10 protein-coding genes and 2 pseudogenes are annotated in these 15,548 nt (G+C 31.9%); all 12 read right to left on the bottom strand.

The annotated features are described in order from the left end of the window. Positions 1-32: 32 nt before the first annotated feature. Positions 33-862 (bottom strand): annotated as a pseudogene (locus J3R86_RS03355) (IS3 family transposase); the annotation flags it as partial. Between the two features lie 84 nt (positions 863-946). Beyond that, positions 947-1,789, bottom strand: a pseudogene (locus J3R86_RS03350) (tetratricopeptide repeat protein); the annotation flags it as partial. Between the two features lie 15 nt (positions 1,790-1,804). Continuing rightward, positions 1,805-2,284, bottom strand: a complete 480-nt coding sequence (locus J3R86_RS03345; protein ID WP_242685745.1) for an acyltransferase — start codon at positions 2,282-2,284, stop codon at positions 1,805-1,807. 12 nt (positions 2,285-2,296) lie between these two features. Further along, positions 2,297-3,130 (bottom strand): prolipoprotein diacylglyceryl transferase, encoded by an 834-nt coding sequence (lgt, locus tag J3R86_RS03340; protein WP_207518058.1) that lies wholly within the window; start codon positions 3,128-3,130, stop codon positions 2,297-2,299. A gap of 5 nt (positions 3,131-3,135) precedes the next feature. Continuing rightward, entirely contained in the window at positions 3,136-4,068 is a 933-nt protein-coding gene (gene hprK / locus J3R86_RS03335; RefSeq protein ID WP_207518057.1) for an HPr(Ser) kinase/phosphatase, read from the bottom strand. Between the two features lie 486 nt (positions 4,069-4,554). Continuing rightward, on the bottom strand, positions 4,555-7,395 hold the full coding sequence (gene uvrA, locus J3R86_RS03330; RefSeq protein WP_207518056.1) for an excinuclease ABC subunit UvrA: 2,841 nt from the start codon (positions 7,393-7,395) through the stop codon (positions 4,555-4,557). A 7-nt stretch (positions 7,396-7,402) separates the two neighbouring features. Further along, positions 7,403-9,388: an excinuclease ABC subunit UvrB gene (uvrB, locus tag J3R86_RS03325; protein WP_207518506.1), complete on the bottom strand. Its 1,986-nt coding sequence runs from the start codon at positions 9,386-9,388 to the stop codon at positions 7,403-7,405. A 244-nt stretch (positions 9,389-9,632) separates the two neighbouring features. Beyond that, positions 9,633-9,869, bottom strand: coding sequence for a CsbA family protein (locus tag J3R86_RS03320; RefSeq protein ID WP_207518055.1), 237 nt, complete (start codon positions 9,867-9,869; stop codon positions 9,633-9,635). Continuing rightward, positions 9,866-10,516 (bottom strand): YfbR-like 5'-deoxynucleotidase, encoded by a 651-nt coding sequence (locus J3R86_RS03315; protein ID WP_002464847.1) that lies wholly within the window; start codon positions 10,514-10,516, stop codon positions 9,866-9,868. Before J3R86_RS03315 ends, J3R86_RS03320 begins: the two co-directional genes overlap by 4 nt. Before the next feature lie 145 nt (positions 10,517-10,661). Beyond that, positions 10,662-11,408: a COG3942 and LysM peptidoglycan-binding domain-containing protein gene (locus J3R86_RS03310; RefSeq protein WP_207518054.1), complete on the bottom strand. Its 747-nt coding sequence runs from the start codon at positions 11,406-11,408 to the stop codon at positions 10,662-10,664. Between the two features lie 307 nt (positions 11,409-11,715). Beyond that, a protein-coding gene (gene prfB, locus J3R86_RS03305; RefSeq protein WP_207518053.1) for a peptide chain release factor 2 occupies positions 11,716-12,826 on the bottom strand; the annotation gives its coding sequence in 2 pieces (ribosomal slippage) (positions 11,716-12,753 and positions 12,755-12,826; 1,110 coding nt in all). Positions 12,827-12,984: 158 nt separating this feature from the next. Then, the gene (gene secA, locus J3R86_RS03300) at positions 12,985-15,516 is read right to left on the bottom strand and encodes a preprotein translocase subunit SecA (RefSeq protein WP_207518052.1); all 2,532 of its coding nucleotides are present in this window, start codon (positions 15,514-15,516) and stop codon (positions 12,985-12,987) included. Positions 15,517-15,548 lie beyond the last annotated feature (32 nt).

Genomic DNA, 15,548 nt, shown 5'->3' with positions numbered 1-15,548 from the left:
CTTAAACAGTCAAAAGTGTACATTATTAAATTATCATTTCCATTTAATGTTTCGTTAACTAAATTTTGATCCTGTTTAGATCCTATTTTATATGCCACAATCTCTCCATTGTAAAGATCCATAATCGAAGATAAATACAACATTGAATTACCGAATGGTAAATAAGTAATGTCAGTAGTTAGTAACTTCATTGGTTGATTAGCTTTAAATTGTCTTTGTAATAAATTATCTGTTTTATAATAAGCAGATCCAGCTTTTTTAGCCTTTTTAGGTCTAACTCGACAATTCAAATTGTTCTCCTGCATAATTCTCTGAATTCGTTTATGATTAACAGGTACAGAAGATGATTGATTAATTAGCGCTGTAATCTTTCGATAACCGTAGGTATAGTTGTTTTCTTCACATAATTCAATGACTTTTTCAGTAATAAAATCTATTTTATTTTGGTTCTTTTTCCATCTATAAAATGTTGATTTAGGTATGTTTAAAACCTCAAGTATCATTTTGGTTGAATACTTATCCTTCAATTCTTCTACTAATTCTATAACTACTACTGGAACCACTTCCTTTCCAATTCTTTGTACTTTTTTAAAATGTCCAATTCAACATCTTTTCTTTTAAGCTCTAATTCTAGTCTTTCTAATTCACTTAATTCTTCAATACCCTTGCCATAACTGTACTGTTTTCCTACTTGTTGAGAAAATCTATAACTTTCTCCATTTCGATACCAACGCCACCATGTATCGACCTGTGTTCTATTTCTAATATTTAAGGTCTCCATAATTTGTTTTGAAGTATAACCAGCACTTTTCATTTCAATAGCTTTATTTTTAGTTTCTAATGAATAAGATACTCTTTTCATAGAAAAACACCTCCGTTTAGATTCATTTTACACGAATTCAACGGAAGTGTTTTTATTTTATTCCCACTAATTGGGGTCAGCTCACATCTGAATAGATAAAAATTTGCCTTTTTTATATAGCGGTAATAATAATTGCTGAGATGCTTGATATTGCTTTAAATAACTAAGAACAATACCAAGTTTAAAACTTTCATCTTCATTCATCGGTGCTACTTTATTTAACATCGCTAAATATTTTTGATATTGTTCCATATTATTAGTGTTATAAAGTAACAATGTGTAATGACATAAAGCATATATATCGGATTTATCCTCATTTAATAATTGTTCATAAAATGTTTGTGCAACATCATATTCACCTAAATATAAATAACACATTGCCATTAAATTTCTTATAATTCGATGCTGCTGTATATATTCAGGTTGTTGTAATACAAAATGTTTAGCATCTTCTAACTTACCTTGTGAAAATAAATATTGAAATAATATTTGAAGTGAAAATAATTGTGCCTCAGTTTCAATTTGTTCTTCATCATCATAAGAAACATCAAACATTTGCTCTAGTTCTTCTCTATATTCTTGATCATCACTAACTATGACATAATTAATACCAAACAAGAATGCCTTGTTTGGTTCATTTAATTCAATATTCAATTGACTCAATTCGTAATAGCTATCTTCAAGATGCCTATCTTGAATAATATTATCAAAGAATATATGCTCGGCTCGACGCCCTTGACCTATATTCAAAAGACACTGTGCATAATCAAGTTGAATATCTAAATCTTCTGGTGACAATTCTAGCACTTTATTAAAGTATTCTGCTGCTTTACCATAGTCACGTTGTCCAAATTTTTGTGTTGCCATTTTACGATAAAACGCATCATCAAATGTCATTGATATAATATTGTTCTTTTGTTGTGCCATTGATATTGTCACCTCCTAATTCTTTTTAATGTACATAGGATTACCATATACGAATGCATGGTCTGGTACATCTTTAGTTACTACACTACCTGCTGCTATTGTCACATTATTTCCAATTCGTATGCCTGGTAAAATGATACAATGTGCACCTATTAAAGTATTTGACCCTATCGTGACAGGTCCATATCTAAATTCATTTACTAACGCTTCATGTGTTAATATCGTTGTTCGATAACCAACAACAGTGTTATCGCCAATTGAAATCAACTCTGGATAAAATATATCAATCATTACTTGATACGCCATAGACGTATGTTGCCCTATGGTCATTTTTAATAAATGGCAATATAGCCATCTCTTAACTGACATTGCTGGTATAAATTTAGTCATTTCGATAATAAGCGTATTTTTTAAAACTTTGCTAAACTTAACAATTTGGTAAATACGCCATAAAGGATTAACTTTATAATTTTTAATCGTTGTAAGCTGTCTCAAACTTTCACCACTTTATTTATTAGTGGGCCATGGTAATGGACCTGTTTTACTATATACTGTTGGTTGATATTTAACTCTTCTATATATAATTAATATCAAGCTTATTAAAATTAAAATAATTGATACGACTTGCGCTACCCTAATATTGCTCGTTAGCATTAGACTGTCAGTACGAAGTCCCTCTACAAAGAAACGACCGATAGAGTACCAAATTAAATAGACAAAGAATGTTTCACCAATGCGCATATGTTGACGTAAAGATATTAATATTATAAATCCAATAACATCCCATAATGATTCATACAAAAATGTTGGATGATAATATTGACCATTAATGTACATATTTTCAATGATAAAGTTTGGTAAATGTAAATGTTCTAAAAATGCTTTAGACACTGGACCACCATGAGCTTCATGATTCATAAAGTTACCCCATCTACCAATACCTTGCGCCAATATAATACTCGGTGCAACTATATCACCAATTTGCAAAGGGTGTAAATTCTTTATTTTACAGACAAATACTCCTGCTAAAAATCCACCAATTAAACCACCATGAATCGCTATGCCGCCATGCCAAATCTTGATGATTTCTCCTGGATTATCAGCATAATATGGCCATTGAAAGATAACGAAATAAATTCGCGCACATAGAAAACCTGCTATAGCACTATAAAAGATGATATCTACTAACGTATCTTTATCAAGACCAACGTTAACCACTGCTCTTTGTGCTATAAAATAACCTAATAATATTCCTAACGCAATGATAATACCATACCAGCGTACACTTAATGGTCCTAAATCAAATGCTACAGGATTAATATAGTTAAACATTAAATTCATTTAACTTACTCCTCGCTCTTATGACTGTTCTTGCTAATTTCTTCATTTAAACGTTCACTAAATTCTTCAGCCGTATTAATTCCCATGATATTTAAACGATAATTCATAGCTGCTACTTCTATAATGACTGCAACGTTTCTACCTGGACGTACCGGTATTGTTTTTTTAGTGATTTCTGTATCTAAAATACTTAACATTTCTTCATTTAAGCCAACTCTGTCATATAATTTTTCATTATTCCAATTTTCCAAATTAATATTAAGACGAATACGTTTTTCAGTTAGTATAGAACCTGCACCAAATAATGTCATGACATTAATGATACCTAGTCCACGTATTTCTAATAAATGCTCAATTAATTTAGGTGGTTTACCTATTAATTCATCTTTATTAATTTGACGTATTTCAACGTTATCATCAGCTACTAGTCTATGACCACGTTTGACTAATTCTAGTGCTGTTTCACTTTTACCAATTCCAGAGTCACCTGTAATTAAAACACCAACACCATATACATCAACTAATACGCCATGTAATGAAGTTGTTTTAGCAAGTGCATGTTCTAAAAATGTAGTTAAACGGCTCATAAGGCTTGTAGTAGCGTCTTTAGCAATAATTAATGGTGTGTTCGTTTCTGTCGCTGCTTCTATTAATTCTTCTGGTGGTTGTAAACCACGTGTCACTATAATTGCTGGTGTTTCTGGACGGCATAACTTACGCATACGTCCAACACGATCTTTATCAGGTAATAAATTGTAAAATGATAATTCAGTAGTTCCTAATAATTGTATTCGATCTGATGCGTAATGAGAAAAATAACCAGCCATTTCTAAACCTGGTCTTGATATATCTGCATTTTTTATTAGTCTTGATAGACCATCTTTACCCGCGATTAATTCTAACTTTAACGTTTCTACTAATTTTTCTGTCGTTAACATGGGTTCACCTCAATTAAATTTATCCCTTATCTTACATCTTCCCTTTTATCATATCAAAAATCTATAGTTAAATTATATCGAAAAGCTAAAATAATTATTAATTGTATATTACAAATTGTGTGAGTTCTATAGTCTATTTACTTAATTTAGGCAATTTTCTATTTATTTATCTTAAAATGTCCATACTTCATCTAGCAAGTCATTCTAATTAAGTTAGTACTAGATATCGTCGTACGCTATTAAGTTAAGTGTTAAGTTTGGATTAAGACAGAAAATTTTTTCAAAACTTTATGTCGCAGTTCCATTACAATATGACGATTTAAAATAGTAATTATTTTATAATATAAACCGATACAGTTAGTTTCATTTTATTAAGTATAGAATATTTATTGATTCTACACGCATCTCCTACTGAATAAACAACAAAACTGCCGACAACATTATCAAATATTGTCGACAGTTTGATATCAAGCTATTCTTAATATACTATTCACTTTGTTGTTTATCTCTATCTAATACTTGTTTTAAGTATTTTCCAGTATAAGATGCTTTTACTTGTGCGATTTCTTCTGGTGTTCCAGTAGCAACAATTGTGCCACCTCCATCGCCACCTTCTGGTCCTAAATCTATAATATGATCGGCTGTTTTAATTACATCTAAGTTATGTTCAATAATAACAACTGTATCTCCGTTTTCAACAAGACGATTTAACACTTTTAATAATCGGCTAATATCATCAACATGTAAACCAGTAGTTGGTTCATCTAAAATATAAATTGAACGTCCAGTTGAACGCTTGTGTAGTTCAGAAGCTAATTTAACACGTTGCGCTTCTCCGCCAGATAATGTTGTAGCTTGTTGTCCTAAAGTAACGTAACCAAGACCAACATCAACTAGAGTTTGTAATTTACGACTTATTTTAGGGATATTCTCAAAGAATTGTGTAGCTTCTTCTACTGTCATGTTTAACACATCAGCAATATTTTTACCTTTATACGTTACTTCTAACGTTTCTCTGTTATAACGTTTACCGTCACAAACTTCACAAGGCACATAGACATCTGGTAAAAAGTGCATTTCAATTTTAATAATACCATCGCCTTTACAAGCTTCACAGCGACCACCTTTAACATTAAAGCTAAAACGTCCCTTTTGATATCCTCTTATTTTAGCCTCATTAGTTTGTGCAAATACATCACGAATATCATCAAAGACGCCAGTATATGTTGCAGGATTAGATCTTGGGGTACGCCCAATTGGTGATTGATCAATATCAATTATTTTATCTAATTGATCAATACCTTCTATACTGTCATATATACCAGGTTTAACTTTTGATTTATTTATTTTTTGTGCTAATGATTTATATAATACTTCGTTGACTAAAGAACTTTTTCCTGAACCTGAAACGCCTGTAACAACAGTCATTACAGATAAAGGAATATCAACATCAACATGTTTTAAATTATTACTACTTGCTCCACGAATAGCTATTTTTCTATCACTTATCGGTCTGCGATATTCTGGTACATCAATACGTTTTTTACCACTTAAATATTGACCAGTAAGTGATTTTTTATTTTTCATCACTTTTTGTGGTGTACCACTCGCAACAATTTCTCCACCATGATCGCCAGCTCCTGGACCAATATCTACTAAATAATCAGCTTCTCTCATTGTATCATCATCATGCTCAACAACAATTAATGTATTACCTAAATCACGCATTTCTTTTAGTGTACTAATTAATCTATCGTTGTCTCTTTGATGTAAACCAATAGAAGGCTCATCTAAGACATATAGTACACCTGTTAATCTTGAACCTATTTGTGTAGCTAAACGAATACGCTGTGCTTCTCCACCAGACAAGCTTCCTGACGCCCGATTTAACGTTAAATATTCGAGTCCAACATTATTTAAGAAAGATAATCTAGATATAATTTCTTTTAATATCTGATTAGCAATCGCAAAATCTTGACTAGATAAATTAATATTTTGGTAGTATTTTAAAGCGTTGCTAATTGAATATTCTACAACTTCACCTATATTATAATCGCCAACATATACTGATAATGCTTCACGACTTAAACGTTGTCCATGACATGTTTCACAAGGCAATTCCGTCATGTACTTACTCATCATTTCTCTTGTATATTCTGAAGGTGATTCATGATAACGACGACTGATATTAGGTACGACACCTTCAAATACCATTGTTCTTTTTTTAGTACCACTATTCCAACCAGTAAATGTAAATTCTATTTCTTTATCACCTGAACCATAAAGAATAATATTTTGTTGGCGTTCTGTTAGCTTTTTAAACGGTTTATCCATATTAATTTTATATACTTCACATACTCGTTTTAATAAAGTTGGATAAAAATCTGAACTAGTAGGAATCCATGGCTCTATTGCACCTTCATTTAATGTTTTATTTTTATCTGGAACAACTAAATCAATATCGACTGTTAATTTTTGACCTAGACCATCACAAGTTGGACAAGCACCAAACGGACTATTAAAACTGAACATTCTTGGCTCTAACTCACCAATTGAAAAACCACATATTGGGCAAGAATGGTTTTCAGAGAACTTAAGGTCTTCACCATCAATAATATCGACAGTTAGTTGTCCTTCAGCTAATTCTAATGCTGTTTCGATAGAATCTGCTAACCTCGTTTCAATACCTTCTTTAACTACTAATCTATCGACAACGACTTCAATCGTATAATTTTTATTTTTATCTAGTTCTGGAACTTCATTAACATCAACAATATCACCATCAACTCTCAAACGAACATAGCCTTTTTTACCAATATCTTCTATAAGTTTTTCATGACTTCCTTTTCGATGTGAGATGACCGGTGCTAATAATTGTATTTTCGTTCTTTCTTCTAGTGACATAACTCGATCAACCATTTGTTGCACAGTTTGAGATTCAATTTCTATGTGATGATTTGGACAATAAGGCTTACCAATACGAGCATATAATAAACGAATATAATCATAAATTTCAGTAACTGTTGCGACGGTTGATCTAGGGTTCTTGCTAGTTGTCTTTTGGTCAATGGAAATTGCTGGCGATAAACCTTCTATGGTATCAACATCCGGTTTATCCATTTGACCTAAAAATTGTCGTGCATATGCACTTAATGACTCAACATATCGTCGTTGGCCTTCTGCATAAATGGTGTCAAAAGCCAATGAAGATTTACCAGAACCTGATAAGCCAGTCATTACTATTAATTTATTTTTAGGTAATTCAATATCAATATTTTTTAAATTATGTGCTCTTGCACCCTTTACTATTATGGATGGTTCTTTCATTTATACGTCACCCTTCTGCTTTTAATTCAAATAACATATCTCTCAATTCTGTCGCTCTCTCGAAATCTAAGTCTTTGGCAGCTTGTTTCATTTCTCGTTCTATATTTTGAATTGTTTTTTGTCTTTCTTTCTTCGTCATTTTCTTAGGAACTTCTTTTTGTTTATTATCATTAGTATCATCAGTTTCAACAGTAGCACTGATAACATCATGGATTTTTTTATTGATTGTTTTTGGAGTAATTCCGTGTTCTTCATTATGAGCCATTTGTATTTCACGACGACGCATTGTTTCATCTATAGCGTATTTCATCGAATCAGTCATTTTATCAGCATACATGATAACTTCTCCTTTATCATTTCTAGCTGCACGACCGATTGTTTGGATTAATGAACGGTTTGAACGTAAGAAACCTTCTTTATCCGCATCTAAAATAACTACTAATGAAACTTCTGGAATATCAATACCTTCTCTTAATAAATTAATTCCAACAATAACATCGTAAGTTCCCATACGTAAGTCTCTAATAATTTCAATTCGTTCTAACGTTTTAATTTCTGAATGCAGATAATTTACTTTAATACCTGCTTCTTTCATATATGTCGTTAAATCTTCACTCATCTTTTTAGTCAAAGTTGTTACTAGAACACGTTCATTACGTTCGACTCTTGCTTGAATTTCACTTAATAAATCATCTATTTGATTTTCAGTAGGACGCACTTCAATTTTAGGATCTAGTAATCCAGTAGGACGAATAATTTGCTCGACCATTTTGTCAGTATGTTCAATTTCATATGGTCCTGGTGTTGCAGAAACATAAACAAGTTGTTGCGTTTTTTCTTCAAATTCTTCAAATTTTAATGGACGGTTATCCAGCGCACTAGGTAATCTAAAACCATGATCCACTAATACTTGTTTACGCGCTCTGTCTCCATTATACATACCTCTAATTTGTGGCAAGGTAACGTGTGACTCATCAATCATCACTAACCAATCGTCACCAAAATAATCTAAAAGTGTATACGGGGTTGATCCTAATGGACGTAATGTTAAATGTACTGAGTAATTCTCAATCCCAGAGCAGAAGCCCATCTCTCTCATCATTTCCAAATCATAGTTTGTTCGTTGTTCTAATCGCTGTGCTTCAAGCAATTTATTGTCATCGCGTAATTCTTTCAAACGTTCTTCTAGTTCTTTTTCAATACGTTCGATGGCTAACTTCATTTTTTCTTCACGCGTAACAAAGTGAGATGCTGGGAATATGGCAAAGTGATCACGTTCTTTTAATACTTCTCCAGTTAAATAATTTACTTCTCGGATGCGATCAATTTCATCACCAAAGAATTCTACTCTAATACACATTTCTTCTCTTGATGCTGGAAAAATTTCCACAACATCACCACGTACTCTGAATGTACCACGTTGAAAATCTATGTCATTACGCGTATATTGAACGTCAACTAACTTTCTTAGTAATTCACTACGTTCCATTTCCATGCCTACACGTACACTTACTACCATATCTTTATATTCTTCTGGATTACCTAAACCATAAATACAGCTTACACTAGCAATGATAATGACATCATCTCGTTCAAATAATGCACTTGTTGCTGAATGTCGTAATTGGTCTATTTCATCATTAATTGATGCATCTTTTTCTATGAATGTATCGGTAGATGGAACATAAGCTTCTGGTTGATAATAGTCATAGTAACTAACAAAATATTCAACTCTATTTTCTGGAAAGAATTCTTTAAACTCACTATATAATTGTCCAGCTAATGTTTTATTGTGAGCAATAATTAGTGTCGGTTTACCGACTTCTTTAATAACATTACTCATGGTAAATGTTTTACCTGTTCCTGTTGCACCTAATAATGTTTGATGTCTTTTACCTTCATTTATGCCTTGTACAATTTCTTTAATTGCTTGAGGTTGATCCCCTTGCGGTTCATACTCTGAATGTATTTTAAAAGGATAATGTTCGACCATTGTCACATTTTCCTCCTTTATATTTTAAATTTTTCTTCATATATTGTCATAAGTTCATTTCATATTTTATCAAATACGCAGCCTCAAAAGCAAACATTTGTTCGTAACATCACAGAACAAATAAAAAACAAACATAGCCATATAACTATGCTTGTGATGCGATAAAATAATTTTTAAATTAATAGTGTATAAGTATACTTTAATGAATTTCTACATTTGTTGCAACAAATCTGTTTGACTATAATCAACGATCTTCATCACGATGTTTGTGAAACTCTAATTGATCTATGACTAAATAACCAGCCAACAACGACACAACATCAATAAATATAATCCATTCATTATGAAAGAATTCTTTGTATATTGATGTCGCTATTAAAATTAAAGTTAATATTGTTCCTATCCATTTACTCCGTGTTAACACACTTAACAATACAACTAACACACACGGGAAGAATGCGGCGCTGATATACCATATCATTCAACTTCCTCATTTCTTTTCTTTAAAATGTTCATTGTCGTTTCTCTTAATTCTGCTCTAGGTATAAAGTTTTCAGTTAACATTTCTGGAATAATATTGTTGATAAAATCTTGTACTGAAGCTAGGTGATCGAATTGTATGATTGTTTCTAAGCTCATGGCATAAATTTCAAAAAATAATTCTTCCGGATTACGTTTTTGAATCTCACCAAATGTTTCATATAATAAATCTATTTTATCAGCTACTGATAGTAATTGACCTTCTATTGAATCATCTTTACCTTCTTGTAGCCGTTGTCTATAAATATTTTGGTATGGCTCAGGTATTTCTTCTTCGATAAATGTTTCAACCATTTCTTCTTCTACTTGTGAAAATAATTTTTTTAATTCGCTACTGGCATACTTTACAGGGGTTTTAATATCTCCAGTAAATACTTCAGCGAAATCATGATTCAATGCTTTTTCATATAAGCTTTTCCAGTCAATACTGTTACCATGATGTTCTTCCACTGTTGCTAAATATTGTGCGATTTTTGTTACTTTAAAAGAATGTGCGGCTACATTATGTTCAAAGTATTTAAATTTACCAGGTAATCTAATAAGTCTTTCCATGTCTGATAGTCTTTTAAAATATTGATGTACACCCATATCAATTACCTCCTCTTTTATTAATCATAGATTATACTTATTTTTTTACTATCAATCAATTAAATATCATGTAAATTTGAAATAACAAAAAACTCTCCCATTATTATTAAATAATAGAGAGAGTTATATACTAGCTATTTAGTATTTAATGAATAAATTTATATTGACTAAGATCGTTAATTGTTCTAGTAGATTTAACATTAAAGCCTGCATAGTTCATTTCAGATACTGTAATTGAACCATTTGGATTTACTGATTCAACAACACCTACATGACCGTATGGTCCAGCTGTAGTTTGGAAAATAGCACCTACTTCAGGTGTTCTGTTTACTTTGAAACCTGCATTTGCTGCTGCATAGCTCCAGTTATTCGCATTACCCCATAAACTTCCAATGCTACGACCTAATTCAGCGCGACGATCAAACGCATAGTATGTACAGTTACCATATGCATATAAATTACCTGAATTAGTAACTGATTTATTATAATGTTGTGTTGATACTGTTTGAGTTGGTGCACTTTGATTGTATGAAACATTATTTGAACTTTGTGGTGTAGCTTTATAAGATACTGCTTGAGTTATTGTCTTAGTTTGTACTTGGTTACCTTGTTGTGGTACAAGTGAAATAATATCTCCTGGGAAAATTAATGGTGTTACTCCAGGATTATATGCATATAATTGATTTAATGTTAAATGATGATTTAAAGCGATTTGATATAAAGTATCTCCAGGTACTACTGTATATTGAGTTGGTGCTTGAACTTCTGTCTGAGAAACAACATTATGTTGGATTGGTTGTGTTGTTGTTTCTCCTTGTTCTGCATGTGCTACATTATTTAATGCTAAAAAAGCGATTACTGACGAAATAGTCATAGTAAGAGTTTTCTTCACTAGTTGTCATTCCTTTGCTGTTAGTTTTAAAGTATGACTTTACTATAGCATAATCACTTTTCAAGGAGTTTATTGTTAACGGGATGTAATATAATGGTTAATATTACTATTTTCACTTTCTTTTAATCACTTTTATAAAAGCCAATTAACATCAACGTTTGCATACGCTATCATTTTATCATAGATTTCCTCTCACTCTTAAGTAGTAATATTACTCTATGCATAGTACATATTTCATTGATATAAATCCAAATATTATAAAAACACCTTACTAACTTATCTAGCAGTCAGTAAGGTGTTTGCAATATTAATTCGTAGACATTTCTTGTCTTAAATAAGCTTCAATAAAAGGTCCAATATCTCCATCCATAACTGCATCTACTTTCCCAGTTTCCTCATTCGTTCTGTGATCTTTCACCATAGAATATGGATGGAATACATATGAACGTATTTGACTTCCCCAGCCAATTTCTTTTTGTTCTCCTCTTATTTCGGCCATCTCACGCTCTTGCTCTTCTAATTTTAATTGATAGAGTTTAGACTTTAACATTTTCATTGCTGCTTCACGGTTCTTGATTTGTGAACGTTCATTTTGGTTATTGACTACAATACCAGATGGATGGTGGGTAATACGTATTGCTGATTCTGTTTTATTAATATGCTGACCACCCGCACCTGAAGCTCTAAAGGTATCAACCGTAATATCATCTGGATTAATCTCTATTTCTATTTCATCATTATTAAAATCAGGTATCACATCACATGATGCAAATGATGTATGTCGACGACCTGAAGAATCAAATGGGGATATTCTAACTAATCTATGTACACCCTTTTCAGCTTTTAAATAACCGTAGGCATTATGTCCTTTAATTAATAACGTAACACTTTTAATACCTGCTTCATCTCCAGGAAGATAATCTACTGTTTCGACTTTGAATCCTTTTTGCTCACAATACCTTTGATACATTCTTAATAGCATATTAGCCCAATCTTGAGATTCAGTACCACCTGCACCTGGATGTAATTCTAAAATCGCATTATTACTGTCATGTGGTCCATCCAGTAAAAGTTGTAATTCAAATTTATCAACTTGAGCTTTAAATTGATTAACTTCTTGCTCAAGATCTTGTTTCATATCTTCATCAAACTCTTCTTGTAGCAACTCCCACGTAGCTTCCATATCATCTACGTTATTTTGTAATTGTTCATATCCAGAAACTACTGACTTAATTGCATTATTTTTATCTATAATTTCTTGAGCTTTATTTTGGTCATCCCAAAAATTAGGTTCCGACATCATTTCTTCATATTCTTGTATATTTGTTTTTTTATTATCTAGGTCAAAGAGACCCCCTAATTTGTGTTAAATCTTGATTATATTTATCTATATTACGTTTGATTTCAGATAGTTCCATCGTCTTCTCTCCTATTTCACATTAATTATATATATACTTTATATTATATGATGTGTTCATTTTAAACTTTGATTAACTAATTGACAATAAATACCCGTACTATATGTCGTAAAAAAAGAGTTCTGAAGTATTTCATTCAGAACTCTGTTATTTATAATTTATTGACCATGACAATTTTTATATTTTTTACCGCTTCCACATGGGCAAGGATCGTTTCTACCTACTTGATCACCTTTAACAATTGGTTGCGCTTTTACTTTTTCTTTACCATATTCGGCAGAGACATGTTTTGCTTCTCCAAATTCAGTAGTCTTTTCACGTTCGATATCATCTTCTACTTGCACAACTGATTTAAGAATATACTTACAAGTATCTTCTTCAATATTTTGCATCATGATATCAAACAATTCATGTCCTTCATTTTGGTAATCACGTAATGGATTTTGTTGTGCATATGAACGTAAGTGTATACCTTGACGTAATTGATCCATAGTATCGATATGATCTGTCCAATGGCTATCAATGGAACGTAATAAAATCATACGTTCAAATTCATTCATTTGTTCACCTAAAATGTCTTTTTGACTATTGTACGCTTGTTCAATTTTAGCCCATACAATTTCAAAGATATCTTCTGCATCTTTACCTTTTATTTCAGTTTCAGTTAACTCGCCTTCTTGTAAGAAAATGTCATTAACATAATCGATAAACGGTTGATACTCAATGTCATCATCTTCAGTATTAATGTAATAATTAATACTACGTTGTAAAGTTGAACGTAACATTGCGTCTACAACTTGTGAACTATCTTCATTATCGATAATACTATTACGTTCATTATAGATAATTTCACGTTGTTTACGTAATACTTCATCATATTCTAATATACGTTTACGAGCATCAAAGTTATTACCTTCTACACGTTTTTGTGCTGATTCAACAGCTCTAGAAACCATTTTAGATTCAATTGGCGTAGAGTCATCTAATCCTAATCTACTCATCATTTTTTGTAGTCGTTCTGATCCAAAACGAATCATCAATTCATCTTGCAATGATAAGTAGAAACGGCTATCTCCGCGGTCACCTTGACGTCCTGAGCGTCCACGTAACTGATCATCAATACGTCGTGATTCGTGTCGTTCTGTACCAATAACAGCTAAGCCACCTAATTCTTCTACACCTTCACCAAGTTTGATATCTGTACCACGACCAGCCATGTTAGTCGCAATAGTAACAGCACCTTTTTGTCCTGCTCCCGCAACAATCTCAGCTTCACGTTCATGGTTTTTGGCATTTAATACATCATGACGTACGCCACGTTTTTTAAGTAGATTGGAAATATATTCAGAAGTTTCAACTGCTACAGTACCTAGTAATACTGGTTGACCAGCTTTGTGTTTTTCAACTACATCTTCAACTACTGCATCAAATTTACCTTTTTGACTAATATAAATTAAATCAGATTTATCTTTACGTTGTATCGGTTTATTTGTAGGAATTTGAGTTACAGTCATATTGTATATATTTCTAAATTCTTCTTCTTCAGTCTTCGCTGTACCAGTCATACCTGCTAATTTATTATACATTCTGAAGTAATTTTGGAATGTAATTGATGCCATCGTTTTAGATTCATTTTGAATTTGGACACCTTCTTTTGCTTCAATAGCTTGGTGTAACCCTTCAGAGAATCGACGTCCTGGCATTGTACGTCCAGTAAACTGGTCTACAATTAATACTTCACCATCAACTACCATATAATCGACATCTCTTTGTAATGTCACATGTGCTCTTAATGCTGTATTAATATGGCTAATAACATCTACATTTTGTACGTCATATAAGTTATCTACTTTAAACATACGCTCTGCTTTATCTGCACCTTGTTCAGTTAAATGAACAGCTTTTGTTTTTTCATCATATTTATAATCTTCATCAAGTTTTAGCATTTTAGCAAACACATTAGCTTGAGTATAAAGTGATGTGGATTTTTCAGCTTCACCAGAAATGATTAATGGTGTACGAGCTTCATCAATTAAAATAGAGTCAACTTCATCGATTATAGCAAAATGTAACGGTCTCATTACACGATCTTCTGCGTAATTAACCATATTGTCTCGTAGGTAATCAAAACCTAATTCATTATTTGTACTATAAGTAATATCTTGTGCATATGCTTCACGTTTTTCTTCAGTCGTTTTACTATTTAAGTTCAAGCCTACTGTCAATCCTAAGAAATTATATAATTCAGCCATTTCTTCACTTTGTACACTAGACAAATATTCATTGACTGTAATAACATGTACACCTCTACCAGCTAATGCATTTAAATATGTAGGCATTGTTGCTGTCAAAGTTTTACCTTCACCAGTTCTCATTTCAGCGATATCACCTTTATGAATAGCGATACCACCCATGATTTGTACTCTATACGGAGACATATTAAAGACACGTTTAGATCCTTCTCTTACTAAAGCATAAGCTTCTGGTAAAATCTTATCTAAATAGTCATTCTGTTTTTTAACATCCTCTATTTGTGATAATTCGTCTTGAAACTCTTTTGTTTTATTGCGAATTTCTTCATCAGTTAAAAGTGCTGTTTTTTCCTCTAACGCAAGTACTTTATCAGCAGTTTTTCCTAATTTTTTTATTTCTTTATTATTGCCATCAAGAACTTTTGATAAAAATCCCATTATGTTCGCTCCTTTAGCTTCAAACTCTTTAG

It is taken from the genome of Staphylococcus simiae, from assembly GCF_017357005.1.
Lineage (GTDB): Bacteria > Bacillota > Bacilli > Staphylococcales > Staphylococcaceae > Staphylococcus > Staphylococcus simiae_A.
This window is presented reverse-complemented; position numbering and strand designations above follow the sequence as displayed.

Excerpts from the sequence above, each read along its gene's own strand:
- lgt (WP_207518058.1), bottom strand. The coding sequence starts at position 3,130 with ATGAATTTAATGTTTAACTATATTAATCCTGTAGCATTTGATTTAGGA.
- hprK (WP_207518057.1), bottom strand. The coding sequence starts at position 4,068 with ATGTTAACGACAGAAAAATTAGTAGAAACGTTAAAGTTAGAATTAATC.
- uvrA (WP_207518056.1), bottom strand. The coding sequence starts at position 7,395 with ATGAAAGAACCATCCATAATAGTAAAGGGTGCAAGAGCACATAATTTA.
- uvrB (WP_207518506.1), bottom strand. The coding sequence starts at position 9,388 with ATGGTCGAACATTATCCTTTTAAAATACATTCAGAGTATGAACCGCAA.
- J3R86_RS03320 (WP_207518055.1), bottom strand. The coding sequence starts at position 9,869 with ATGATATGGTATATCAGCGCCGCATTCTTCCCGTGTGTGTTAGTTGTA.
- J3R86_RS03315 (WP_002464847.1), bottom strand. The coding sequence starts at position 10,516 with ATGGGTGTACATCAATATTTTAAAAGACTATCAGACATGGAAAGACTT.
- secA (WP_207518052.1), bottom strand. The coding sequence starts at position 15,516 with ATGGGATTTTTATCAAAAGTTCTTGATGGCAATAATAAAGAAATAAAA.